This is a genomic window from Streptomyces sp. NPDC057950, from assembly GCF_042887295.1.
In the GTDB taxonomy this organism is placed as follows: Bacteria; Actinomycetota; Actinomycetes; order Streptomycetales; family Streptomycetaceae; genus Streptomyces; species Streptomyces kaempferi.
On the sequence record NZ_JBHVPP010000002.1, the window covers coordinates 301,050 to 326,723 of the forward strand.

Consider the following 25,674-nt stretch of genomic DNA (forward strand, 5'->3'; position numbering starts at 1 on the left):
GACCATGACCACCAGCAACACCGGCGACGCGACCGACCCCACCGGCAACGCGACTGACGACAGCGGCGAACCGACCAGCAACAGCGGCGACGCGACCGACAAACCCGGCGCGGACGCCGACGCGGCGGTGCGCGCCGAACTCGCCCGCCTGCGCGACAGCATCGACAACATCGACGCCGCCGTCGTCCACATGCTCGCCGAGCGCTTCAAATGCACCCAGCAGGTCGGCCACCTCAAAGCGGCCCACCAACTGCCGCCCGCCGACCCCTCCCGCGAGGCCCAGCAGATCGCCCGCCTGCGCCGGCTCGCAGAGAACGCCAAGCTGGATCCGGCCTTCGCGGAAAAGCTGCTGAACTTCATCATCGCCGAGGTCATCCGCCACCACGAGAGCATCGCGGACGGCACGGGACAGGCCCCCGGGGCCACGGGGGAGTGACACCGGGTGCCCCCGCCGGGCACCCCGCACGAAGCACCCACCCACCACCGCCACCAGGCCCCGGAACAGGAACCTCACCCCGGGACCGACGCAGCCGACCCCACACCGGAACAGGGCCGCACCCCCGACCGGACCGGACACAAGCCGCATAACAGGCCACCCCTGTGCCCTGCCGGACCCATCAGGCAGCATGTCCCCATGTCCGTACTGACGCGCGACGAAGCGCAGACCCGTGCCAAGCTCCTCGACGTCCACCACTACGGGATCGAACTCGACCTGACCCGCGGGGACGAGACCTTCGACTCCCGGACCGTCATCCGGTTCACCGCCCGCGCCGACGCGGACACCTTCGTCGAGCTGAAGCCCGCCGAACTGCGCTCCGTCACCCTCGACGGGCAGCCCCTCGACCCCGAAACCCTCGACGGGAACAGGCTGCCCCTCAAGGGCCTGACCGAGGGCGAACACGAACTGCGCCTCGACACCGGCATGCACTACTCCCGCACCGGCGAGGGCATGCACCGCTTCACCGACCCCACCGACGGCGAGACCTACCTCTACACCCAGCTGTTCATGGAAGACGTCCAGCGCGTCTTCGCCGCCTTCGACCAGCCCGACCTGAAGGCCGTCTTCGACCTCTCCGTCACCGCACCCGACGGCTGGACCGTCCTCGCCAACGGCGTCACCGAACACCTGGGAGAAGGCCGCTGGAAGGCCGCCCCCACCCCACCGATCTCCACCTACCTCGTCGCCGTCGCAGCCGGCCCCTGGCACTCCGTCCGCACCGAGCACGGCGGCCTCCCCTTCGGCATCCACTGCCGCCGCTCGCTCGCCCCCTACCTGGACACCGACGCCGACGAGATCCTCGACATCACCCGCGCCTGCTACGACCGCTACCACGAGAAGTTCGACGAGCCCTACCCCTTCGACTCCTACGACCAGGCGTTCGTCCCCGAATTCAACGCCGGCGCCATGGAGAACCCCGGCCTCGTCACCTTCCGCGACGAGTTCGTCTACCGCTCCGCCGTCACCGACACCGAACGCCAGACCCGCGCCATGGTCATCGCCCACGAAATGGCCCACATGTGGTTCGGCGACCTCGTCACCCTGCGCTGGTGGGACGACATCTGGCTCAACGAGTCCTTCGCCGAGTACATGGGCTACCAGACCCTCACCGAAGCCACCCGCTTCACCGACACCTGGACCGACTTCGGCGTCACCCGCAAACCCTGGGGCTACGACGCCGACCAGCGCCCCTCCACCCACCCCGTCGCCCCCGACCCGGACGCCGTCCCCGACACCGCGTCCGCCATGCTCAACTTCGACGGCATCTCCTACGCCAAGGGCGCCTCCGCCCTGCGCCAACTCGTCACCTGGCTCGGCGAGAAGGACTTCCTGGCCGGCATCAACACCCACTTCACCCGCCACAAGTTCGCCAACGCCACCCTCGCCGACTTCATCGACTCCCTCGCCGCCGCCACCGAACGCGACGTCCAGGCATGGGCCGCCACCTGGCTGCGCACCACCGGCGTCGACACCCTCCGCCCCGCGCTCACCGAGACCCAGGGCACCTGGCACCTCACCGTCGAACACCACGGCAGCCGCCCCCACCGCATCGCCGTCGGCACCTACGACACCGTCCCGGGCGAGGACGGGCGACTCGTCCCACGGGACCGCTTCGAGACCGACGTACCCCAGGAAGCCCCCGTCGAACTCGGCCCCGGCCGCCGCCCCGCCCTGCTCCTCCTCAACGACGGCGACCTCACCTACGCCAAGATCCGCTTCGACACCGACTCCTTCCAGACCATCAGCACCGCCCTCTCCGGCCTCCCCGAACCCCTCACCCGCGCCGTCGTCTGGAACGCCCTGCGCGACGCCGTACGCGACGGCGAAATGCCCGCCATGGCCTACGTGGACGCCGCCCGCACCCACCTCCCGCACGAGACCGACCTCGCCCTCGTCCAGGGCGTCCTGACGTTCGCCGCCACCCAGGTCGCCGACCGCCTGCTGCCCGCCGAGGACCGCCCGACCGCCCTCGCCACCCTCGCCGACCTCTGCCGCGACCTCCTGCGCCGCACCGAGGACGGCGACAACCCGGGGCTGCGCCTCACCGCCGTACGCCACTACATCGCCGTCGCCGCGCACCCCGACACCATCAGCGCCTGGTTCTCCGAGGGCACCGTCCCCGGCGGCCCGGAGCTCGACCCCGAACTGCGCTGGCGCGTCCTCGGCCGCCTCGCCGTCCTCGGCGCCATCGACGACGCCGTCATCGAGGCCGAACTCGTCCAGGACCCCAGCGCCACCGGCCAGGAAGGCGCCGCCCGCTGCCGCGCCGCGCTGCCCGACCCCGAGGCCAAACGACGCGCCTGGGAAGAGATGTTCGCCTCCGACCACCTCTCCAACTACCTGTTCACCGCGACCGCCCAGGGCTTCTGGCAGCCCGAACAGGCGGACCTCGTACGGGAGTACGTCGATCGCTACTGGCCCGACGCCGTGGCCCTCGCCGCCCGCCGCGGCCCCGCCATCGCCGACGCCGCCGGCCGTTACGCCTTCCCCGCCCACGCCGTCACACCCGAGACCCTCGCCCTCGGCGAGGCATGCCTGCGCGACGCCGACCCCATCCCCGCCCTGCGCCGCAAGCTCGTCGACCAACTCGACGACCTGGCCAGGGCACTGAAGGTACGAGAGGCGAGCCACAGCTAGATCCCCCGCGACGCGGGGTCCACCGGCCGGGGCGGCCGGCGGACCCCGCATCCCGCCGAGCCCCGGAATCCACCAGACCCGGCACGGCACCGCACCGCACGCCCCCCACCGCGCGGAGCGCCCCCTCCACACCACCCGTCACTCCCGCCCCACCCTTCACCCCCGCCCCACCCCTCACCTTTCCTCCGCACGGCAGTACCCCCATTCGGGTCAGATCGTTGTGCTCTGCGGGCGCGCCGCCCCCATCCCGTACAGGCTTGGACCCCCTGCCGCGCGCCCACCGGAGGACACCCATGAGCACGCCGCCCCTCGCCTCAGGTCCCGAAGGCCCCGGCGCACTGCGGCCACTGCTCGACACCGTGCTCGACGCATTGCGCACCGGCAGCACCGCACGCGGCGGACCCCTGCCCGCCGGAGGCCCCGAGAACGTCGCCCGACGCCTGCGGGAAGCGGCCGGCGACCCCCTGCCCCGGCACGGAACCGACGACGCCCTGCGCACCCTCGTCCACGCCCTCGCCGAAGGCTCCGCCGACCCCGCCGACCCCCTGTGCGCCGCCCACCTGCACTGCCCGCCCCTCGCCGTCGCCACCGCGGCCGACCTCGCCGCCTCCGCCCTCAACCCGTCCCTGGACTCCTGGGACCAGGCACCGGCCGCCTCGGAACTCGAATCCCTCGTGACCACCGCCCTCGCCGCCGAGATCTACGCAACGGCGAACGAGCCGCACACCGCCACCGCCCTCGTCACCACCGGCGGCACCGAATCCAACCAACTCGCCGTCCTCCTCGCCCGAGAAGCACACAACGGCGTCCAACTCGTCCACGGCGCCAACGCCCACCACTCACTGCCCCGCGCCGCCTGGCTGCTCGGCCTGCCCGACCCCGTCGTCATCCCAGCCCCCGCCGGCACCATGGACCCCGTAGCCCTCGACGAAGCCCTCACCACGCTCCGAGGCCCCCGCGGCTCCCTCCTCGTCGCCGCCACCGCCGGCACCACCGACGCCGGACTCGTCGACCCCCTGCCCGACCTCGCCGACGTCTGCGCCACCCACGGCGCCCGCCTCCACATCGACGCCGCCTACGGCGGAGGCCTCCTCTTCAGCGACCACCGCAGAGCCACACTCGAGGGACTCGACCGCGCCCACACCGTCACCCTCGACCTGCACAAACTCGGCTGGCAGCCCATCGCCGCCGGCCTCCTCGCCGTACGGGACCCCCACGACCTCACCGCACTGCGACACCAGGCCGACTACCTCAACGCCGACGACGACACCGAAGCCGGACTCCCCGACCTCCTCGACCGCTCCCTGCGCACCACCCGACGCCCCGACATCCTCAAGATCGCCGTCACCCTCAAAACCCTCGGCCGCACCGGCCTCGGCACACTCGTCGACCACGTCTGCGACCGAGCCACCGACCTCGCCGACCTCATCGCCTCCCGCCCCGGCCTGGAGCTCTACGCCCCACCCACCCTCAGCACCGTCCTGTTCCGGCCCGCCGGAGCCTCCGACGAAACCGTCGCCGCCGTACGCCGCACCCTCCTCCACGACGGCCGCGCCGTCCTCGGCCGCGCGCGGCTCGACGACCGCCTCTGGCTCAAAGTCACCCTCCTCAACCCTCACACCCGGCCTGACGACCTGGCCGCGCTCCTGAAACTGGTGGAAGGACACACCCCCCGATGAGCCCGACGCCCCACCCCCCACTCCACGAACCCGAAGCACCCCGCGACCTCGTGGGCATCGGCATCGGCCCGTTCAACCTCTCCCTCGCCGCCCTCGCCCAGCCCCTCCCCGAACTCGACACCGTCTTCTACGAACAACGCCCCGGCTTCGACTGGCACCCCGGCCTCCTCATCGACGGCGCCACCCTCCAAGTCCCCTTCCTCGCCGACCTCGTCACCCTCGCCGACCCCGCCAGCCCCTGGTCCTTCCTCAACCACCTCAAAGACCGCGACCGCCTCTTCCCCTTCTACTTCGCCGAGCGCTTCCACATCCAGCGCGCCGAATACGACGCCTACTGCCGCTGGGTCGCCGACCGCCTCCCCGGACTCCACTTCGGACACCAGGTCGACGCGGTCCGCTGGAACCCCGAACGCGCCCTCTTCGAAGTCGACTTCACCCAACTCGACCCCGACGGAGAAGCCGAAGCCCTCGGCCGCACCCACACCCGCAACATCGTCCTCGGCGTCGGCACCGCCCCCCACATCCCCGACGCCCTCCAACCCCTCGTGGAAGCCCCCGGCGTCCCCGTCATCCACGCCGCCGACTACCTCGCCCACCGCGACCGCTTCCTCACCGCCGAACACATCACCGTCATCGGCGCCGGACAGTCGGGCGCCGAAGTCTTCCTCGACCTCCTCAGAAACCGCCCCCCCGGACGCGAGAAGATCCACTGGCTCGCCCGCACCGAAGCCTTCGCCCCCATGGAGTACTCCAAACTCGGCCTCGAACACTTCACCCCCGACTACACGCGCTACTTCCACGCCCTCACCGAACCCGTACGCGACCGTCTCGTCGCCGCCCAATGGCAACTCCACAAAGGCATCGACGCCGACACCATCGCCGCCATCCACGACGAGCTCTACCGCCGCACCCTGCACGGCGACTGGCCCGACGCCGTCCTCACCCCCGCCGTCACCGTCCGCACCGCGGGACGCGTCGCCACCACCAAAGTCGAACTCCACCTCGAACACGGCCAACAGGGCACCCGTACCCGCCTCACCACCGACGCCGTCGTCCTCGCCACCGGCTACCGCGAACGCCCCCTCGACCGCATCCTCGCCGGACTCGACCCCTACCTACGCCGCGACAGCTCCGAACGCCCCCGCATCGACGACCAGTTCCGCCTCCACCTCGACCCCACCGTCACCGGCCGCGTCTACGTCCAGAACGCCGAACTCCACACCCACGGCGTCGGCGCCCCCGACCTCGGCCTCGCCGCCTGGCGCAGCGCCACCATCCTCAACTCCCTCACCGGCAAAGACCCCTACCCACTCCCACGACGAACGGCCTTCACCACCTTCGGACTCGAACCCCACCCACAGGTCCCGCCCACACGACAGACCCCGACCCTCACCCCCCTCGTCGACGGACGATAGAACCGCCCCCCCGGCCCTCACGGACCGCCCCGCACACGGGCCCGCACGCCAAACGGCGCCGGCCCCCCAAAAGGGAACACCGACGCCGTTCACGCCACCGCGCGGACCTAGAAGACCGGCGTGCCCTCCCGCGTGAGCCTCCAGTCCACCGACGCGAACTCCTTCGGGTCGAGACTGCCCTTCGCCGTCACCCACTCGGCGATCCGCGTACGAATCTCCGTCGACTCCGACCACACCTCCTTGGCCGACGCCACGAACGGGAACGCGCCACCACCGTTCGCCCGGTAGTTGTTCACCGCGAGCACGAACTGCTGCGCGTCATCCAGCGCCACACCGCCGAACGTCAGATTCCTGATCCGCGAACCCTCCGCCTGAGAGATGTCGATGTCGTACCGCAACCCCGACACATAGTCGTAGTTGTAGTCCGGACGATCGTTCGCGTTCGTCAGCTTCTCCACGTCCACCACCGCACCCACCGCGGTCCGCACGAAATAGTTCGCCGAATACTCCAGATACGCCCGCACCTGCGCACCCGTCAGCACCTTCGCCACCAACGTGTTGTCATACACGTACAGACCCGACAGATCCCGGATCGTCACCTCACCCGCCGGAATCTCCGACGTCCGCGAGAACGGCGACGCCTGCGCGATCACCGGCAGCGACGCGTACTCCGTCCCCACCAAGGCCGCCCTGACCACGTCCTCCTGCACCTTCGTGATCAGATCGATGATCGGAGCGTCCTTGTACCGCGCCTCGACCGTCGTCAACGTCTCCGTCGCCGTACCGACCACCTGATTGACGTACTCCACCACCAACGCGTGCTCATCCTTCAACAACCGCGTGATCCTCGGATCGTCAGCCACCGAGTTCGAGTTGCGGACCGACGCCGCCACCGACTCGACCTGCCACCGCCCCTTCTCGAAGACCAACTCGAAGTCGAACACCGACAAACGCTCCGCGAACGCCAACGGCTCCGAAAGAACCACCGTCCGCCCCGTCTGCGCGTTGATGACCCTCAACTCCGGAATCTCCGCATGCGCGTGCCCGACCAGAATCGCGTCGATACCCGGCACCTGCTGCGCCACCAACGCCGCCGAGTTCTCGACGTACGGCAACTGGTCACCGTACGACGACGTACCCGACGCACCCGAGTGCGCCGACACCACCACCACGTCCGCACCCATCGAACGCAGCTTCGGCACCCACTTCGCCGCCTGCTCCTCGAGGCCCGGGAACACCAACTTGCCCTGCACGTAAGCCTTGTCCCAGATCGCGATACCCGGGTTCGTCAGACCCAGCACCGCCACCTTCACCGCCGGCGCACCCGGAACCCGGAACGTCTTCATGAGATACGGAGGGAACGCCGGCTTCAGCGTCTTCGCGTCCAGCGCGTTCGCACCCAGCAGCGGGAAGTCGCACTGCGACTCGAACTTCCGCAGCGTCTCGATCCCGTAGTTGAACTCGTGGTTCCCCAGCGCCACCGCGTCGTACCCGATCGCGTTCATCGCCTGCGCCATCGGATGCACCGGACCGTGCTTGGCCGTGATCGGGTCCACCTTCGCGAAGTAGTACGCCAGCGGAGTGCCCTGGATCGTGTCACCCGCGTCCAGGAGCAGGGTGTTGCAACGCCCCTTCTCCTTGCGGACCGCGTTCACCAGCGTCGAGATCCGCGACAGCCCCTGCGCGTTGCCCGCGCTGTCCTTGTACTCCGCGTCCTTGAAGTAGTCCCAGTTGAAGACATGCCCGTGCAGGTCCGTCGTGCCCATCACGGTCAGGGAGTACCGCTTCACAGGCTTCTTCCCACCCCTCGCCACCGACTCCGTCGCGGCCTGCGCGGACGGAGCCGCGACCGCACCCGCGAGCGCCACCCCCGCACCCGTCACGGCGGACTTCTCCAGGAACTTCCGGCGGTTCAAAGACATGTCACAGACTCCTCGGGAATCGGTCAACGACGCGCGTAGATTCTGACCCACGCATGACACTCCCGAACAGGGCCCGAAGGTTTCCATCTGATGACCAGCCACCCCCCACACCCGCCCACGCGATGACAGAGTGGAACGTATGACCCCCACCACGGAGCAACCCCAACCCTCCCTCCCCTACGGCACCCCCGAAGCACCCCGCATCGCCGTCCGCGGCGAAGCCCACCTCGAGGTCGACCCCGAAATCGCCCGCATCGGCATCACCGTCGCCGCCCGCGGCACCGACCGCCGAGAAGCCCTCACCGACCTCACCCGCCGCAACACCACCGCCCTCGACCTCATCAAGTCCTACGGCGACGCCGTCGAACACATCGAGACCGGCACCTACTCCATCAGCCCCGAACTCACCAAACACGGCCGCGGCGAACGCATCCGCGCCTACCACGGCCGCGTCCACATCACCGCCGACCTCACCGACTTCACCGCGCTCGGCGAACTCACCACCCGACTGGCCGATCTCGACCTCACCCGCGTCGACGGCCCCTGGTGGGACCTCCGCCCCAACTCACCCGCCCACCGCCAAGCCCGCCAACAAGCCGTCCACGAAGCCGTCCAACGCGCCCGCGAATACGCCGAAGCCCTCGGCGCCACCCTCGCCGCCCTCGTCGAACTCGCCGACATCGGCGCCGAGAACACCCCGCCCCACCCCGCCGCCCCCGGCCGCGCCATGCGCTCCATGTCCTTCGCCGGCGCCACCCCCGAAGAAACCCCGGCCCTCGACCTCGAACCCCAACGCCAACACGTCCACGCCCAGGTCAACGCCCGATTCACGATGACCCCACCCCAGCTGTAACCACCGAAACCGTCACACTAGGTGACCGGGCGATCCCTCCGTGCCGCCCCCGGCGACCGATCCACCCAGCACCACCGGGCCACGACGCGCACACTCAGCCACCAATGCGCTCATAGGAGCGCCCCCACGCACAATTCAACAGTTGTCAATAATCCTTCACGCAAAGGTTGTTGAGTAGTCATGCACGGCCAATTCTCTACCCACGGGTAAGCCCTAGGCTCAAACCATGCGCCGAGCAAAAATCGTCTGCACCCTGGGCCCCGCCACCGACTCCTACGACCAGATCAAAGCCCTGGTCGACGCCGGAATGGACGTAGCCCGCTTCAACCTCAGCCACGGCACCTACGCCGAACACGAGGACCGCTACCAGCGGGTGCGAAAGGCCGCCGACGAAACCGGCCGCAGCATCGGACTCCTCGCCGACCTTCAAGGCCCGAAGATCCGACTCGGCCGCTTCACCGAAGGTCCCGTACTCCTTGAACGCGGAGACACCTTCACCATCACCGTCGAAGAAGGCGCCGAAGGCGACCGCCACACCTGCGGCACCACCTACACCGGACTCGCCACCGATGTCACCCCCGGTGAGCGCATCCTCGTCGACGACGGCAAGGTCTGCCTCGAAGTCACCACCGTCGACGGCCCCCGCGTCCACACCACCGTCATCGAAGGCGGCATGGTCTCCGACCACAAGGGCCTCAACCTCCCCGGCGTCGCCGTCTCCGTCCCCGCCCTCTCCGACAAGGACGAAGCAGACCTCCGCTGGGCCCTGCGCATGGGCTTCGACGTCATCGCCCTCTCCTTCGTCCGCACCGGCGACGACATCCACGACGTCCACCGCATCATGGACGAGGAGGGCCGCCGCCTCCCCGTCATCGCCAAGGTCGAGAAGCCCCAGGCCGTCGACAACATCGACGGCATCGTCGCCGCCTTCGACGGCATCATGGTCGCCCGCGGCGACCTCGGCGTCGAAATGCCCCTCGAACAAGTGCCCATCGTCCAGAAGCGCGCCATCAAGCTCGCCAAGCGCAACGCCAAACCGGTCATCGTCGCCACCCAGATGCTCGACTCGATGATCGACCACTCCCGCCCCACCCGCGCCGAAGCCTCCGACGTCGCCAACGCCGTCATCGACGGCACCGACGCCGTCATGCTCTCCGGCGAGACCAGCGTCGGCAAATACCCCGTCGCGACCGTCCGCACCATGGCCCGCATTGTCACCGCCGCCGAAGAGGACCTCCTCGCCACCGGCCTGCCACCCCTCACCGAACGCAACAAACCCCGCACCCAGGGCGGCGCCGTAGCCCGCGCCGCGGCCGAGATGGGCGACTTCCTCGGCGCCAGGTTCCTCGTCGCCTTCACCCAGTCCGGCGACACCGTCCGCCGCCTCTCCCGATACCGCTCCCCGATCCCGCTGCTCGCCTTCACCTCCGACCCGGCGACCCGCTCGCAGCTCAGCCTGACGTGGGGTGTGGAGACGTTCCTCGGCCCGCACGTCGGCTCCACGGACGCGATGGTCGACCAGGTGGACGAACTGCTGCTGAAGTACGGCCGCTGCAAGAAGGGCGACATCGTGGTCATCACGGCCGGCTCCCCGCCCGGCGTCTCCGGCACGACGAACCTGGTCCGCGTCCACCACGTCGGCGAGGACGACAGCCCCAAGTAGGCGATCCCCGTCAGTACTTGGGTCCCACGTGGGTGTCCATGAGGGCGACGGAGGCCTTCTGGGCGACGGAGATGTTGTACGGGTTTCCACCGCGGGTGCAGTGCGTCCACCGGACGCCGAGCGTGTCGAGGGTGTCGGTGTAGAGCCGCCGGATGTCGTCCGACACGTTGGTGAAGAAGTACCGGGGATATTCGTAGCGCTTGCGTTCACCGCCGACCATACGGGTGGTCCAGTTGGTGATCCGGCATCCGTCGGAGTGGATGAGGCCCCGGACGAATTCCCAGGGGTGGGCGCCGACGATCTCCTGCTGCCAGGGTTCGAGGACGATGAGGCGCTCGTGCTTCTTGCCGGGGCCGTGCTGGGGGAAGAGGCAGAGCCAGTGCCGGCTGTACGCGACGACGGACACGTACCCGCCCGCTTGCGACCGGCTCGACCTCCCGCTGGGGTTGACCGCTTCGACGGCGGCGGCGCATGTCTCGATCAGGCCCGGCCAGCTGTCAGCGCAGGCGATGCGGAGAAAGTGGCCCGCTAGCACGCCAGGACTGATGCAGCCGTCTCCGAGGTAGAGCCCGAGGAGGTAGCTGTAGGCCGCTGTGTCCGGAGGCGCCTCGGTGAGGGGGCCGCATCTGGAGCAGGGCGTGTTCCGCATCCGTGGTAGCGGGTCCAGGCGTGACTGCCAGGAACGGATCGCGGACCGGGAGGCGCCGGTCGCCCTGCTCGCGGAGTTGAGGCTGTGCCCCTGCGCGACCAGTGTCAGCGCTCGCTTGCGCGTGCCGATGTCGTACATGTGGCCACTCTGCGGAAACGGAGTGAATGGCACGCAGCGAAAAGCGGATGTTCACCAGAATGGGAACATCCGCTTTTGATTGACGACCTTGGAATCCAAAGAAAAGTGCCCCGAGTCGGATTCGAACCGACGCTGTATGGGTTTTGAATCCATCGCCTCTGCCGCTGGGCTACCGGGGCTTCCTTCGAAACGAAGGTCAGCGGTCACCCGCCGTGTGACCACCTTACCGCAGCTAGGTACGCTCTTGGGAGCAGTACCCGCCCCTGAACGAGGAGCCCCCGTGACCGCCCCCGAGTCGCCCCAGCCCGTCGCCGACGACGACAAGTCGCACGTGCCTCCGCTGACGACCCGTGTCGTCATCGCCGAGGACGAGGCGCTGATCCGTCTCGACCTGAAAGAGATGCTCGAGGAAGAGGGCTACTCCGTCGTGGGTGAGGCGGGGGACGGTGAGCAGGCCGTCGAGCTGGCCCGTGAGCACAAGCCCGACCTGGTGATCCTCGACGTGAAGATGCCGAAGCTGGACGGGATCTCGGCGGCGGAGAAGATCGCGGAGGAGGGCATCGCCCCGGTTCTGATGCTGACTGCGTTCTCGCAGCGCGACCTGGTGGAGCGGGCGAGGGACGCCGGCGCGATGGCGTACCTGGTGAAGCCGTTCAGCAAGAGCGATGTCGTGCCGGCGATCGAGATGGCCGTGTCGCGGTTCGCGGAGCTGAAGCAGCTGGAGCAGGAGGTCGCGGACCTGAGTCTGCGGCTGGAGACGCGGAAGCTGGTGGACCGGGCGAAGTCGGTGCTGCAGACGGAGTACGGCCTGACGGAGCCGGCGGCGTTCCGGTGGATCCAGAAGACGTCGATGGACCGTCGCATGTCGATGCAGCAGGTGGCGGAGGCGGTCATCGCGGACGCCGCGGAGAAGAAGTCGTCGAAGGGTTAGTCCCGTCGCGTGCGAGCGCGCGAAGAGGCCCGCGTCCCCACGAGGGGCGCGGGCCTCTTCGGCTGTGGGCGGGGGCTAGTCCTCGCCGAGGTAGGCCTTGCGTACGGACTCGTCGTGCAGGAGGTCCTGTCCGGTTCCGGAGAGCACGATGTTGCCGACTTCCATGACGTGTCCCTGGTCGGCGAGGGAGAGCGCCGCCTGGGCGTTCTGTTCGACGAGGAGGATGGTCGTGCCGTCGGACTTGAGTTCGGCGATGGTGGCCATGATCTTCTGCATCATGATCGGTGAGAGGCCCATGGAGGGTTCGTCGAGCATGAGCAGTTTGGGCTGGGACATGAGCGCGCGGCCCATGGCGAGCATCTGCTGTTCGCCGCCCGAGAGGGTTCCGGCGGCCTGCTTGCGGCGTTCCCCGAGGATGGGGAAGAGGTCGTAGGCGCGCTGGATGTCCTTCTCGATGCCTGCCTTGTCGGTGCGGAGGAAGGCTCCGAGCTGGAGGTTCTCGGTGATCGTCAGCCGGGGGAAGATGTGGCGTCCCTCGGGGGAGTGGGCGAGGCCCAGGGAGACGATCTTGTGGGCGGGGATGCCGTCCAGGGGTTGGCCGTCGAAGGTGATGCGGCCGGAGGTCGGCTTGAGGAGGCCGGAGAGGGTGCGCAGGGTGGTGGTCTTGCCCGCGCCGTTGGTGCCGATGAGGGTGACGATCTGGCCGGCTTCGACGGAGAAGGAGATGCCCTTGACGGCTTCGATCTTGCCGTAGGCGACCTTGAGGTCTTCGACCTCGAGCAGTGCGGTCACTGGGCGTTTCCTTCCTTGCTGGTGGTGCTCTCCGCGGAGGCGTCGTCCTGGGCGGCTTCCGGGGTCTCGGTGGTGGCGGGGGCTGCCGGGGCGTCGGGGGCGTCCGGGGTTTCGCCGGGCGTGGTCTCCGGTGTGTCCGTGGCGGTCGCCGGTTCGGCGGTCTCCGTGGCCGGTGCCGTTTCCGTGGTGTGCGGCGTCTCCGTGGCTGTGGCCGTTTCCGTGGCCTGTGCGGGCACGGTGGCGTCGGCCGGTGTGGCTGCCGCTGTGCCGGCGCCGCCGGCTTCGGCTGCCTCGACCTCGGCGAGTTCGTCGGCGCCGGGGGCGCCTTCGAAGGGGGTGCCGAGGTAGGCGGCGATGACGCGTTCGTCGCCCTGGACGACGTCCGAGGTGCCTTCGACGAGCTTCTCGCCCTGGACGAGGCAGGCGACGCGGTCGGAGAGGTTGAAGATGAAGCGCATGTCGTGCTCGATGACGAGGACGGCGATGCCGCGGTCGCGGATGGCGAAGACGAGGTCTTCGGTCGCGCGGGTCTCCTGGGGGTTCATGCCGGCGGTGGGCTCGTCCAGGAGGAGGAGGCCGGGTTCGCTGGCCATGGCGCGGGCGATCTCGAGCTTGCGCTGTTCGCCGTAGGGGAGGTTGCGGGAGAGGTGGTCGGCCTTGTGGGCGAGGCCGATGAACTCCAGCAGTTCCATGGCGCGTTCGCGGGAGGTGGCTTCGGCCTTGCGGAAGCCGGGGCCGCGCAGGAGGGCGGACCAGAGGCCTTCCTTGGTGCGGGTGTGGCGGCCGACGAGCACGTTTTCCAGGACGGTCATGTTGGCGAAGAGCCGGATGTTCTGGAAGGTGCGGGCGATGCCGGCGCTGGTGACGAGGTGGGGCTTGGGGGGCAGGACCGTGCCCTTGTAGGAGACCTTGCCCTCGGTGGGGACGTAGAGGCCGGTGAGGCAGTTGAAGAAGGTGGTCTTGCCGGCGCCGTTGGGGCCGATGAGGCCGACGATCTCGCCGCTGTTGACGGTGAGGTCGACGCTGCGTACGGCGGTGAGGCCGCCGAAGCGCATGGTGACGCCGCTGGCCTCGAGGACGGGGCTGGGGGCTGTGGTGGTGGTCATGTGGGTCACGCCCCTGCCTTGGTGACGCCGACGGTGGAGTCGGGCAGGCCCTGTTCGGGGATGTCGATGGTCTCGTCGGCCTCGTGGAACTCGAGTTGGCGGCGACGGTTGGCGATGATGCCTTCGGGGCGGAAGCGCATGAGGATGACGAGCGCGAGGCCGAAGGCGAAGAGCTGGTACTCCTTGAGGAAGCCGAGCTTCTCCGGGAGGAGGTAGAGCAGGGTGGCGCCGAGGATGGGGCCGTTGACGGTGCCCATGCCGCCGAGGACGACCGCGGCGAGCAGGAACGCGGAGTTCGGGGGCACGGAGCCGGCGAACTGGTACGGGGCCGGGTTGACGCTGTAGCCGACGTGGGCGCTGACGGTGCCGGCGAGGCCGGCGAGGGAGGCGCCGAGTGCGAAGGCGATGAGCTTGACGCGGAAGCCGTTGATGCCCATGGCGGTGGCGGCGGTCTCGTCCTCGCGGATGGCGATCCAGGAGCGGCCGATGCGGGAGTCCGCGGCGCGGTTGAAGACGATCACGACGATGCCGGTGATGATCAGCATCAGCAGGAAGTAGTTGGCGAAGCGGCCGAGGGTGAGCGAGCCGATCTCGTGGGCGTTGCCGAAGTTGAACCCGAAGATGTTGAGGTCCGGGATCATCGAGATGCCGTTGGGGCCGTTGGTGAGGTTGGGTCCGGAGGAGCCGTCGAGGTTGTTGACGGTGATGCGGAAGATCTCTCCGAAGCCGAGGGTGACGATGGCGAGATAGTCGCCGCGCAGTCGCAGGGTGGGGGCACCGATGAGGACGCCGAAGACGAGCGACGCTGCCATGCCGGTGAGCATGGCGGCCCAGAAGGGGAACTGGACGCCGGAGAAGCGGGAGAACTCGGAGCCGGAGACGAGGGCCGCGGCGTAGGCGCCGACGCCGAGGAAGGCGACGTATCCGAGGTCGAGGAGGCCGGTGAGGCCGACGACGATGTTGAGGCCGAGGGCGACGGTGGCGACGACGAGGATGTTCACGCCGAGGTTGGCGTTGTGTTCGTCGTTCTCGACGAAGGGGAAGATCGCCGCGGCGAGGAACGCCATGGAGGTGGCGAATCCCTTGTGCTGGGCGTTGAGTTGGGCGAAGCGGTCGAAGAGCCCGGCGGCCTGGAGGGCCCAGACGCCGAGGACGACGAGCAGCAGGTAGCCGATGAAGGTCTCGCTGGCGTCGGGGTCGACGCCGATGCCGTAGGTGAAGACGATCAGTGCGACGGCGGTGGCGCCGGTGATGACGAGGCGTTCGCCCCAGGCGGGGAGCTGTGCGGCGGTGGGGAGGTGTTCGGGTTTGGTGACGTAGTCCTTGAAGGTGTCACCGGGCTTGGGGAGTGCCAGGGCGCCGAGGAGGGCGATGAGGGAGGCGACGGCGGCGACGTAGGCGCCGGGGTCGAGGGCGACGAGGCCCTTGAGGTCGACGGCGATGGCGATGGCGGTGAACCAGCTGATGGCGAACGCGGAGGCGGTGGCGAGGACGACCGGTGCGGTCGCGGCGGTCGGGTTGAGCCAGCGCAGTCCGCGGATGCCGTAGTGGGTGAGCGCGAAGAGGAGGGCGAGGGCGCCCGCGACGAGGTCGAGGACCTGGAGGCCGGCGGGGGAGCCGTAGTAGGTGAGGTCGCCGGGGAAGTCGGCCGTGTAGGTCCACGACATGAAGGTGCTGGCGATGGTGCCGATGGCGCCGACGGCGATGAGGACGCGGGCGACCGTCTGCGGGAGGGCGATCAGGCCGGTCGTGGGTGCGGTGACCCCGGTGGTGTTCTCTGCGGTGTTCTCGGTGGTTGCCATGGTGCTCACGCCCTGTCCGCGACGCGTTCGCCGACCAGACCCTGTGGTCTGAACAGCAGTACGAGGATGAGGAGGACGAAGGCCCAGACGGAGGACCAGCCGCCGCCGCCGAGCTGCTGCATGCCGGGGATGCCGTCGATGTAGGAGGTGGCCATGGTTTCGGCGAGGCCGAGGACGAGGCCGCCGATCATGGCGCCGTAGATGTTGCCGATGCCGCCGAGGACGGCCGCGGTGAAGGCCTTGAGGCCCATCTGGAAGCCCATGTTGTACTGGATGGTGCCGTAGCGCAGGCCGTAGGCGATGGCGGCCACGGCGGCGAAGAAGCCGCCGATCGCGAAGGCGATCACGATGATCTTGTTGGTGTCGATGCCCATGAGCTGGGCGGTGTCCGGGTCCTGGGCGGTGGCCTGCATGGCGCGGCCGGTGCGGGACATGCGGACGAAGATCGCGAGGGCCGCCATGCAGAGGGGGGCGGCGATGATGACGAAGACGGAGCCGCTCTGGACGCTGATGGAGCCGAGGTGCCAGGGGCCGAAGTCGAGTTGGGGGAACTTGCGGTCGGTCTTGGCGTCCGGGTACCAGTTGAAGACGGCCTGCTGGAGGGCGAGGGAGAGGCCGATGGCGGTGATGAGTGGTGCGAGGCGTGGTGCGCCGCGCAGTGGACGGTAGGCGAACCGTTCCGCCCCGACGGCGATCAGGACGGCGACGAGGCCTCCGCCGATGAGCATCGCCGGAAGGGCTATCCACATGGATGTGCCGTCGGGCAGGACGTAGAGGTAGACCGTGAGTGCGCCGAAGCCTCCGGTCATGAAGATCTCGCCGTGGGCGAAGTTGATGAGCTGGACGATGCCGTACACCATCGTGTAGCCGATGGCGATCAGCCCGTACATCGAGCCGAGGAACAGCCCGTTGGCCAGCTGCTGCGGCAGGGTGTTCACCGCATGGCCTCCATGTGGGTGGGGAGAGTGAAAGGGAGTATGGAGCGGGCCGCGCGGTGACGTGTGGTCGAGGCCGCGCGGCCCTGGGGTTGTGCTAGCGGCGGATCGGATCCGAGCGGATCAGATCGGATCAGCCGTTGAACGTGCCGCTCTTGACGGCCTTCCACTTGCCGGCCACGACCTGGTAGACGGTGAGCTGCTTGTTGGTGGTGTCACCGAACTCGTCGAAGGAGACGGGGCCGGCGATGCCGTCGAACTTCGTCTTCTGGACCTCGTCGACGATCTTGGCGCGGGCGCCGTCGGGGACCTTGCCGTCCTTCACGACGTTGCCGATCGCCTTGATGATGGCGGTGGCGGCGTCGTAGGAGTAACCGCCGTAGGTGCCGTAGTCGCCCTTGAGGCCGGAAGCCTTGTACTTCTTGATGAAGTCCGCGGCGGAGGCCAGGGAGTCGACGGGCTGGCCGACCGAGGTGACGAGGTCGCCCTCGGAGGTCTTGCCGGCGGTCTGGATGTAGGTGTCGCTGAACATGCCGTCGCCACCGAACACCGGGATCTTGGCGCCGCCGTCCTTGAGCTGCTTGGTGAGCTTCTCGGACTCGTCGTACTGGCCGCCGTAGTAGACGAGGTCGGCCTTGGAGTTCTTGATCTTGGTGACGAGGGCGGAGAAGTCGGTGTCGCCGGTGTTGACGTGGTCCTCGCCCGCGACCTTGCCGCCGCCCTTGGTGAAGCCGGCCTTGAACAGCTTGGCCAGGCCGGCGCCGTAGGTCTGCTTGTCGTCGACGACGAAGACGTTCTTCTTCTTGAGCGTGGTGGTCGCGTACTCGGCCGCGAAGCCGCCCTGGAGGGCGTCCGTGGTGGCGGTGCGGAAGTACGTCTTGAACGGGCGGGACTTCGAGGTCTGCCAGTTCTTGCCCTGGGTGAGCTCGGGCGCCGTGTTGGAGGGCGAGATCTCGACCAGGCCGGCGGTCGCGAAGACCTGCTGCATCTGGGTGGCGACACCGGAGTTGAGCGGGCCGACGACGCCGAGCACCTTGTCGTTGCCGACGAGGGCGGTGGCGTTCTGCTGGCCGCTGGCGGGGATCGCCTTGTCGTCGAGCGCCTGGACCTTGAAGGTCACGCCGGGAACGGTGTTGTTCTTGTTGGCGTCGTCGACGGCGATCTGGACGCCGCCCTGGATGCCGAGGCCGGTGGCGGAGTTCTGACCGGTCAGCGGGGCGTCGACACCGATGATGATCTCGGTCTTCTTGCCGCTGTCCTTGTTCCCACCGTCGTCGCGCGAACCGCAGGCGGTCAGCGTGAGTGCTCCAGTGGTGAGCACGGAGGTGAGTATGACCAAAGAACGCTGTCGCACGATGATTCCTCTCCCTGGCGCAGCAGCTCGGCTGAGCCGCTGTGAGTCTCGCCGGGCCGTACTGGTGTTACAGATGCCGTGCTGCAGACGCGCCCGGCGGCGCGGTGACTGGCCGTGACTCTAAGCCTGTCTGTGGGCCCCGGCATCGTGGTGGGCTGGCTTGTGACTTTCTTGTTATGACGTGCTGGTTGGTGAGCTTCGAGGAAGGGTGCTCTCAGCCGGTTTGGCGGAAATTCTGCGAAGTCCACATGTTGAGAATCCGCACTTCCGGTTGTGCGTAGGTGAGCGTCAGGGTGGGAAGGCATCGCAGGTCGGGCGGAGGAACGCGGAAAGATCCCCGGAGTACTGGGCTTCGAAGGGCGAACTCCGGTGCTGTATTGCGTGCGTGTTACGCAGCGTTACGTCGGGAGCGGCGGGGTTCGGCGTCGAGGGGGAGTCCGGAACGCTCGGTCACGGAGGTGTGGACCGTGATCCGGTGGGTTGTCCCGGCGTGCGCGGTAAAGGGCGCGTGCGGTGGGGTCCGGGCCTGAAGTCCGGTGAAGGTGGCGGTGATCCCGTATGCGGTGGATGCGTCGCAACGGGGCTGCGGGCGGGCCGAGTAGGGATGGGCGGCCCGTGACTCGATCTCGTCCGGGCTGAGTTGGCACGGACGCGCCCCATGTGCCCTGCGGAGGCTGCGTCTTGAGGAAGTGTCAGACGTGAGGGGGTGGGTCGCGGCGGGGGTGCGGGCGGGGCGCGGATCCGGCCGGGTCCGGGGGGAGCCGGCCCGGCGGGCGGGTCGGGGTGGCGGGGTGAGGGTCAACTCCCGCCGTGTCGCGTCGACTCGGTCGCGGTCGCGGCGGCCGGCCGTATCCGTACCTGTCAGCTACGTCCGTACTCGCGTCGTGCGGGCGCCGCCGTCCGCCCGTCCAGCGGTCCGTCCGCCCGTCCAGTCGGTCCGTCCGCTTGTCCAGCGGTCCGCCCGTCCCGTCCGTCCGCCTGCCCACCCGTCCGTCGGTGCGGCGGGCGGCGGGCAGGCGGGATGCGGCGCGCGCGGTCGCGCGTCAGCCCTGGGAACGCACGTGCTGTTCGTCGCCGGGTTTCACGTCCCGGAGCAGACAGGTCAGCCGTGCGGTGCACACGCGCTTGCCGTCCTCGTCCGTGATGACGATCTCGTACGTGGCGGTGGAGCGCCCCCGGTGGACGGGTGTGGCCACGCCCGTGACGAGGCCGGAGCGGGCCCCGCGGTGGTGGGTGCAGTTCAGGTCGACGCCGACGGCGATCTTGGTGCTGCCGCCGTGCAGCATGGAGCCGACGGAGCCGAGTGTCTCCGCGAGGACGGCGGAGGCGCCCCCGTGCAGGAGTCCGTACGGCTGGGTGTTGCCCTCCACGGGCATGGTGCCGACGACCCGGTCCGCGGAGGCTTCGACGATCTGCACGCCCATGCGGGTGCCGAGGTGGCCCGCCGAGAAGAGGGCGGGCAGGTCGACGCCGAGCGCGGCGTACTCGTCGAGGACCTCTTGCGGGAACTTCACTTGGTTCTGCTCGCCCATGGGGGCCGGCTCCGATCGTCGTGGATCTCTCTGGCTGACTTCCTGAGCAAACGCTCAGTCGGTGGCCGATTGTTCCAGACGGACCACGACGGACTTGCTGGCCGGGGTGTTGCTGGTGTCCGCGGTGGAGTCGAGCGGGACGAGGACGTTGGTCTCCGGATAGTAGGAGGCCGCGCAGCCGAGGGCGGTCGGGTAGTGCACGACGCGGAAGCCGGGGGCGCGCCGCTCCACGCCGTCCCGCCACTCGCTGACCAGGTCGACGTACGAGCCGTCGGCGACGCCGAGCGAGCGCGCGTCCTCGGGGTTGACCAGGACGACCCGGCGGCCGTTCTTGATGCCCCGGTAGCGGTCGTCCAGGCCGTAGATCGTGGTGTTGTACTGGTCGTGCGAGCGCAGGGTCTGCAGCAGCAGCCGGCCCTCGGGGAGCTTCGGGTACTCGACGGGCGCGGCGGTGAAGTTGGCCTTGCCGGTGGCGGTGGGGAAGCGGCGTTCATCGCGCGGGGCGTGGGGGAGGGCGAATCCCGCGGGGTCGGCCACGCGCGCGTTGAAGTCGTCGAAGCCGGGGATGACGCGCGCTATGCGGTCGCGGACGGTCGCGTAGTCCTTCTCGAACTCCTCCCAGGGGGTGCGGGAGTCGTCGCCGAGCACGCGGCGGGCGAGGCGGCACACGATGGCCGGTTCGGACAGCAGGTGGGTGCTCGCGGGCCGCAGACGGCCGCGTGAGGCGTGGACCATGCCCATGGAGTCCTCGACGGTGACGAACTGCTCGCCGCCGCCCTGGAGGTCGCGCTCGGTGCGGCCGAGGGTGGGCAGGATCAGGGCGCGCGCGCCGGTGACCACGTGCGAGCGGTTGAGCTTCGTCGACACGTGCACGGTGAGGCGGGCGCGGCGCATGGCGGCCTCGGTGACCTCGGTGTCGGGGGACGCGGACACGAAGTTGCCGCCCATGGCGAAGAAGACCTTCGCGTCGCCGTCGCGCAGGGCGCGGATGGCCCGGACGACGTCGTAGCCGTGTTCGCGGGGCGGGGCGAAGCCGAACTCCTTCTCCAGGGCGTCGAGGAAGGCCGGGGCGGGGCGCTCGAAGATGCCCATGGTGCGGTCGCCCTGCACGTTCGAGTGGCCGCGGACCGGGCAGACGCCCGCGCCGGGGCGGCCGATGTTGCCGCGCAGCAGCAGGAAGTTGACGACTTCGCGGATCGTCGGCACGGAGTGCTTGTGCTGGGTGAGGCCCATGGCCCAGCAGACGATGGTGCGCCGGGAGGCGAGGACCATGGCCAGGGCTTCGTCGATCTTCGCGCGGGTGAGGCCGGTCGCGGTGAGCGTCTCGTCCCAGTCGGCGGCGCGGGCGGCGGCCGCGAACTCCTCGAATCCGTGGGTGTGCTCGGTGACGAACTCCTGGTCGACGGCGCCCTCCGTGTCCAGGACGAGCTTGTTCAGGAGGCGGAAGAGGGCCTGGTCGCCGCCGAGGCGGATCTGCAGGAAGAGGTCGGTGAGGGCGGCTCCCTTGAGCATGCCCTGCGGGGTCTGCGGGTTCTTGAAGCGTTCCAGGCCCGCTTCGGGGAGCGGGTTCACGCTGATGATCTTCGCGCCGTTGGCCTTGGCCTTCTCCAGGGCGGAGAGCATGCGGGGGTGGTTCGTGCCGGGGTTCTGCCCGGCGACGATGATCAGGTCCGCCCGGTGGAGGTCGTCGAGCAGGACACTGCCCTTGCCGACGCCTATGGTCTCGGAGAGCGCGGATCCCGAGGACTCGTGACACATGTTCGAGCAGTCGGGGAGGTTGTTCGTGCCGAGTTCGCGGGCGAAGAGCTGGTAGAGGAAGGCGGCCTCGTTGCTCGTGCGTCCGGAGGTGTAGAAGAGGGCCTCGTCGGGGGAGTCGAGGGCGGTGAGTTCCTCGGCGACGATGTCGAAGGCGCGCTCCCAGGTCACCGGCTCGTAGTGGTCGGCGCCCGCGGGCAGGTACATGGGGTGGGTGAGGCGGCCCTGCTGTCCGAGCCAGTAGCCGCTGCGCCCGGCGAGGTCGGTGACGGGGTGCTCGGCGAAGAACTCGGGGGTGACCCGGCGCAGGGTCGCCTCCTCGGCGACCGCCTTCGCGCCGTTCTCGCAGAACTCCGCCGTGTGACGGTGCTCCGGCTCGGGCCAGGCGCAGCCGGGGCAGTCGAAGCCGTCCTTCTGGTTGACCCTGAGCAGTGTGAGCGCGGTGCGGCGCACGCCCATCTGCTGCTGGGCGATCCGCAGGGTGTGTCCGATCGCGGGCAGCCCGGCCGCGGCGTGCTTCGGTTCGGCGATCTGCGGCGCGTCCTGAACCGGATCGCTCTTGGGCGGCTTGCCGGCCATCGCTGAACCCCTTTCGCGTGCCTGTGTGCGGTACCTGTTCGATCCTCGCACGCGGTGGCGACAACGTGTGCGGCCGGTCCCGGACGGTCCGCGCTGTCAGTGGGGCGTGGCAGGATCGGGGGCGTGGCAGAAACAGCATCGAAGAAGACCGAGAAGACTGCGGGTACGAGCCGTCCGCGACTGATGCTCATGGATGGGCACTCGCTGGCGTACCGCGCGTTCTTCGCGCTGCCCGCGGAGAACTTCACGACCGCGAGCGGCCAGCCGACGAACGCGATCTACGGTTTCGCGTCGATGCTGGCGAACACGCTGCGCGACGAGGCGCCCACGCATTTTGCGGTGGCGTTCGACGTCTCGCGCAAGACGTGGCGCTCCGAGGAGTTCACCGAGTACAAGGCGAACAGGTCGAAGACCCCGGACGAGTTCAAGGGCCAGGTCGAGCTGATCGGTGAGCTGCTGGACGCGATGCACGCGCAGCGGTTCGCGGTGGACGGCTTCGAGGCCGACGACATCATCGCCACGCTCGCCACGCAGGCCGAGGCGGAGGGCTTCGAGGTCCTGATCGTCACCGGTGACCGTGACTCCTTCCAGCTGGTCTCGGAGCACACGACGGTCCTGTACCCGACGAAGGGTGTCTCCGAGCTGACCCGGTTCACTCCGGAGAAGGTCGTCGAGAAGTACGGGTTGACGCCGGCGCAGTACCCCGACTTCGCGGCGCTGCGCGGCGACCCGTCGGACAACCTGCCGGGCATTCCCGGTGTCGGTGAGAAGACGGCCGCGAAGTGGATCAACCAGTTCGGTTCGTTCGCGGAGCTGGTCGAGCGCGTCGACGAGGTGAAGGGCAAGGCCGGCCAGAATCTCCGTGACCACCTGGAGGCGGTGCGGCTCAACCGCCGTCTCACGGAGATGGTGAAGGACGTGGAGCTGCCGAGGGCGGTCCCCGATCTGGAGCGCGCGGCGTACGACCGTACGGCCGTGACGATGGTCCTGGACACCCTGGAGATCCGTAACCCTTCGCTGCGTGAGCGCCTGTTCGCCGTCGACCCGGGGGCGCAGGAGGCCGAGCCTGCGGCGCCGGTCGCCGCCGGGGTCGAGCTGGACGGCGTGGTGCTGGGCGCGGGCGAGCTGAAGCCGTGGCTCGCCGAGCACGGCACCGCGGTCCTGGGTCTGGCCACGGTCGACGCGTGGGCGCTGGGCGCCGGCTCGGTGACGGAGATCGCGCTGGCCGCGGCGGAGGGGGCGGCCGCCTGGTTCGACCCCTCGGAGCTGGACGAGGGCGACGAGAACGCGTTCGCGAAGTGGCTCGCCGACCCCGCGAAGCCCAAGGTGCTGCACAACGCCAAGGGTGTGATGCGGGTCTTCGCCGAGCACGGCTGGAGCGTCGAGGGCGTGTCCATGGACACCGCGCTCGCCGCCTATCTGGTCAAGCCGGGGCGCCGTTCCTTCGCGCTGGACGCGCTGTCGCTGGAGTATCTGGGGCGGGAGCTGGGCCCGGCCGCCGCGGCCGACGGGCAGCTGGCCTTCGGCGCGGACGACGGCGCCGAGGCCGAGGCGCTGATGGCGCAGGCCCGCACGATCCTCGACCTCGGTGAGGCGTTCGACGAGAAGCTGCCGGAGGTCGGCGCGGCCGATCTGCTGCGGGACATGGAGCTGCCCACGTCGGCGCTGCTGGCGCGCTTGGAGCGGTACGGCATCGCGGCCGACCGGGCGCACCTGGAGGCCATGGAGCAGATGTTCGGTGCCGCGGTGCAGCAGGCGGTGAAGGAGGCGCACGCCTCCGTGGGCCACGAGTTCAACCTCGGCTCGCCCAAGCAGCTCCAGGAGGTCTTCTTCGGGGAGCTCGATCTGCCCAAGACGAAGAAGACGAAGACGGGTTACACGACGGACGCGGACGCGCTGGCCTGGCTGGCCAAGCAGACCGACCACGAGCTGCCCGTCATCATGCTCCGCCACCGCGAGCAGGCGAAGCTGCGCGTGACCGTCGAGGGTCTGATCAAGACGATCGCCGCGGACGGCCGGATCCACACCACCTTCAACCAGACGGTGGCGGCGACGGGCCGTCTGTCGTCGGTGGACCCGAACCTGCAGAACATCCCGGTGCGTACGGAGGAGGGCCGCGCGATCCGCCGCGGCTTCGTGGTCGGTGAGGGCTTCGAGTCGCTGATGACCGCGGACTACAGCCAGATCGAGCTGCGGGTGATGGCCCATCTGTCCGAGGACGAGGGCCTGCTCGAGGCGTTCACGTCGGGCGAGGACCTGCACACGACGGTGGCGTCCCAGGTGTTCTCGGTCGAGGGCCCGGCGGTCGACGCGGAGATGCGACGCAAGATCAAGGCCATGTCGTACGGCCTGGCGTACGGGCTGTCGGCGTTCGGTCTGTCGCAGCAGCTGAACATCGACGCGGGCGAGGCACGGGCCCTGATGGAAACGTACTTCGAGCGCTTCGGCGGGGTCCGTGACTATCTGCGCAGGGTCGTGGACGAGGCGCGTGCCACGGGGTACACGGAGACGCTCTTCGGGCGGCGCCGCTATCTGCCCGACCTGAACAGCGACAACCGTCAGCGCCGCGAGACGGCCGAGCGCATGGCACTGAACGCGCCGATCCAGGGCACGGCCGCGGACATCGTCAAGATCGCGATGCTGAACGTCGACCGGGCGCTGCGCGAGGCCGGTCTGAAGTCCCGCATGCTCCTCCAGGTCCACGACGAAATCGTCCTGGAGATCGCCCCGGGGGAGCGCGCGAAGACCGAGGAGCTCCTGCGCCGCGAGATGGCGTCCGCCGTCGATCTCCGGGCTCCGCTCGACGTCTCCGTCGGTTCAGGAGCCGACTGGGAGTCGGCGGCGCACTAGCTGTCCTGCGGGGCGTGGGCCGTGGCCCGGTACACCAGGTACCGGGCCCGGACGCCCACGGCGACGCCAGCCCCGTACGACGGGGAGCACCGGTGCCGGATCGGCCGGCACCGGTCTGGAGCCGGCACCGGTCTGGACCGGCTGGACCGGTCGGGAACCGGTCTGAGCGAACCGGCCTGGAACGGCCGAAACGAGGTCCCCCGCCATCCACGGCGGGACTCGTCTGCGGACGACAGCGCGCCTACCTGGACGCGGACGACAGCGCGCCTACCTGGACGTGGAGGTCCGGTCCCGCCTACCTGGACGTGGTGGCGTGGTGGCCCGCAGACCTGGTGGCCTTGTGGCCCGCAGACCCGCAGACCTGGTGGCCTTGTGGCCCGCAGACCCGGTGGCCTGGTGGCCCGCAGGCCCACAGACCCGATGGCCCGGACCCGGAAGCTGGAGGCCCGGACCCGGGGACTCCGGGGGCTCCGGAGCCCCCGGAGACAAGGATCGGCCGTCTCCCGTTCAACCCCCGGAGGGCCCGTCACTCGCGTGGCCCTCGCAAAGGCGCCCCCCGCGCAGGGGGACGGCAAGGATGCGG

Annotated in this window: 17 protein-coding genes and 1 tRNA gene; 8 read left to right on the top strand and 10 right to left on the bottom strand. The window is 69.4% G+C overall.

The window, feature by feature from the left end; all coding sequences use genetic code 11:
• Positions 1 to 4 precede the first annotated feature (4 nt).
• The 4 genes from ACFVTC_RS05555 (at position 5) to ACFVTC_RS05570 (ending at position 6,230) form a co-directional block, all read left to right on the top strand.
• A complete protein-coding gene (locus ACFVTC_RS05555; RefSeq protein WP_390124220.1) occupies positions 5 to 436 on the top strand; it encodes a chorismate mutase in 432 nt (143 codons plus the stop codon).
• A 198-nt stretch (positions 437 to 634) separates the two neighbouring features.
• The gene (gene pepN / locus ACFVTC_RS05560) at positions 635 to 3,136 is read left to right on the top strand and encodes an aminopeptidase N (RefSeq protein ID WP_390124222.1); all 2,502 of its coding nucleotides are present in this window, start codon (positions 635 to 637) and stop codon (positions 3,134 to 3,136) included.
• A gap of 293 nt (positions 3,137 to 3,429) precedes the next feature.
• Positions 3,430 to 4,815, top strand: coding sequence for a pyridoxal phosphate-dependent decarboxylase family protein (locus ACFVTC_RS05565; RefSeq protein WP_390124224.1), 1,386 nt, complete (start codon positions 3,430 to 3,432; stop codon positions 4,813 to 4,815).
• The gene (locus tag ACFVTC_RS05570; RefSeq protein ID WP_390124226.1) at positions 4,812 to 6,230 is read left to right on the top strand and encodes a lysine N(6)-hydroxylase/L-ornithine N(5)-oxygenase family protein; all 1,419 of its coding nucleotides are present in this window, start codon (positions 4,812 to 4,814) and stop codon (positions 6,228 to 6,230) included. Before ACFVTC_RS05565 ends, ACFVTC_RS05570 begins: the two co-directional genes overlap by 4 nt.
• 107 nt (positions 6,231 to 6,337) lie before the next feature.
• On the opposite strand, the gene ACFVTC_RS05575 is transcribed toward ACFVTC_RS05570, so the two are convergent.
• Positions 6,338 to 8,152 (bottom strand): bifunctional metallophosphatase/5'-nucleotidase, encoded by a 1,815-nt coding sequence (locus ACFVTC_RS05575; RefSeq protein WP_390124228.1) that lies wholly within the window; start codon positions 8,150 to 8,152, stop codon positions 6,338 to 6,340.
• A 139-nt stretch (positions 8,153 to 8,291) separates the two neighbouring features.
• Between ACFVTC_RS05575 and ACFVTC_RS05580 the strand changes: the two genes are divergently transcribed.
• Both ACFVTC_RS05580 and pyk read left to right on the top strand, forming a co-directional pair.
• Positions 8,292 to 9,005 (top strand): SIMPL domain-containing protein, encoded by a 714-nt coding sequence (locus tag ACFVTC_RS05580; RefSeq protein WP_390124230.1) that lies wholly within the window; start codon positions 8,292 to 8,294, stop codon positions 9,003 to 9,005.
• 226 nt (positions 9,006 to 9,231) lie between these two features.
• Positions 9,232 to 10,668 carry a pyruvate kinase gene (gene pyk / locus ACFVTC_RS05585; RefSeq protein WP_390124232.1) on the top strand — a complete coding sequence of 479 codons (1,437 nt, stop codon included), beginning with the start codon at positions 9,232 to 9,234 and terminating at the stop codon, positions 10,666 to 10,668.
• A gap of 10 nt (positions 10,669 to 10,678) precedes the next feature.
• Here pyk and ACFVTC_RS05590 read toward each other — a convergent pair whose 3' ends face one another.
• Together ACFVTC_RS05590 and ACFVTC_RS05595 are read right to left on the bottom strand one after the other, a co-directional pair.
• The gene (locus ACFVTC_RS05590; RefSeq protein WP_390124235.1) at positions 10,679 to 11,455 is read right to left on the bottom strand and encodes a transcriptional regulator; all 777 of its coding nucleotides are present in this window, start codon (positions 11,453 to 11,455) and stop codon (positions 10,679 to 10,681) included.
• Positions 11,456 to 11,561: 106 nt separating this feature from the next.
• Positions 11,562 to 11,634 (bottom strand) — tRNA-Leu (locus ACFVTC_RS05595).
• A gap of 101 nt (positions 11,635 to 11,735) precedes the next feature.
• Between ACFVTC_RS05595 and ACFVTC_RS05600 the strand changes: the two genes are divergently transcribed.
• Positions 11,736 to 12,386, top strand: coding sequence for an ANTAR domain-containing response regulator (locus ACFVTC_RS05600; RefSeq protein WP_390124237.1), 651 nt, complete (start codon positions 11,736 to 11,738; stop codon positions 12,384 to 12,386).
• 75 nt (positions 12,387 to 12,461) lie between these two features.
• On the opposite strand, the gene ACFVTC_RS05605 is transcribed toward ACFVTC_RS05600, so the two are convergent.
• From ACFVTC_RS05605 to ACFVTC_RS05635, 7 genes are all read right to left on the bottom strand, one after another.
• On the bottom strand, positions 12,462 to 13,178 hold the full coding sequence (locus ACFVTC_RS05605) for an ABC transporter ATP-binding protein (protein ID WP_153291150.1): 717 nt from the start codon (positions 13,176 to 13,178) through the stop codon (positions 12,462 to 12,464).
• Positions 13,175 to 14,284, bottom strand: coding sequence for an ABC transporter ATP-binding protein (locus tag ACFVTC_RS05610; protein WP_390124240.1), 1,110 nt, complete (start codon positions 14,282 to 14,284; stop codon positions 13,175 to 13,177). The genes ACFVTC_RS05605 and ACFVTC_RS05610 overlap by 4 nt, the downstream gene beginning before the upstream one ends.
• A 5-nt stretch (positions 14,285 to 14,289) precedes the next feature.
• On the bottom strand, positions 14,290 to 16,086 hold the full coding sequence (locus ACFVTC_RS05615) for a branched-chain amino acid ABC transporter permease (protein ID WP_390124712.1): 1,797 nt from the start codon (positions 16,084 to 16,086) through the stop codon (positions 14,290 to 14,292).
• A gap of 5 nt (positions 16,087 to 16,091) precedes the next feature.
• Entirely contained in the window at positions 16,092 to 17,024 is a 933-nt protein-coding gene (locus ACFVTC_RS05620) for a branched-chain amino acid ABC transporter permease (protein ID WP_153291151.1), read from the bottom strand.
• Positions 17,025 to 17,154: 130 nt separating this feature from the next.
• Positions 17,155 to 18,375 carry a branched-chain amino acid ABC transporter substrate-binding protein gene (locus ACFVTC_RS05625; RefSeq protein WP_153291152.1) on the bottom strand — a complete coding sequence of 407 codons (1,221 nt, stop codon included), beginning with the start codon at positions 18,373 to 18,375 and terminating at the stop codon, positions 17,155 to 17,157.
• A gap of 1,043 nt (positions 18,376 to 19,418) precedes the next feature.
• Positions 19,419 to 19,907, bottom strand: a complete 489-nt coding sequence (locus ACFVTC_RS05630) for a PaaI family thioesterase (RefSeq protein ID WP_390124243.1) — start codon at positions 19,905 to 19,907, stop codon at positions 19,419 to 19,421.
• Positions 19,908 to 19,961: 54 nt separating this feature from the next.
• The gene (locus ACFVTC_RS05635; protein ID WP_390124245.1) at positions 19,962 to 22,241 is read right to left on the bottom strand and encodes an FdhF/YdeP family oxidoreductase; all 2,280 of its coding nucleotides are present in this window, start codon (positions 22,239 to 22,241) and stop codon (positions 19,962 to 19,964) included.
• 123 nt (positions 22,242 to 22,364) lie between these two features.
• On the opposite strand from ACFVTC_RS05635, the gene polA reads away from it, so the two are divergent.
• Complete coding sequence (gene polA, locus ACFVTC_RS05640) at positions 22,365 to 25,091, top strand: DNA polymerase I (protein WP_390124247.1); 2,727 nt, start codon at positions 22,365 to 22,367, stop codon at positions 25,089 to 25,091.
• The last annotated feature ends 583 nt before the right edge of the window (positions 25,092 to 25,674 follow it).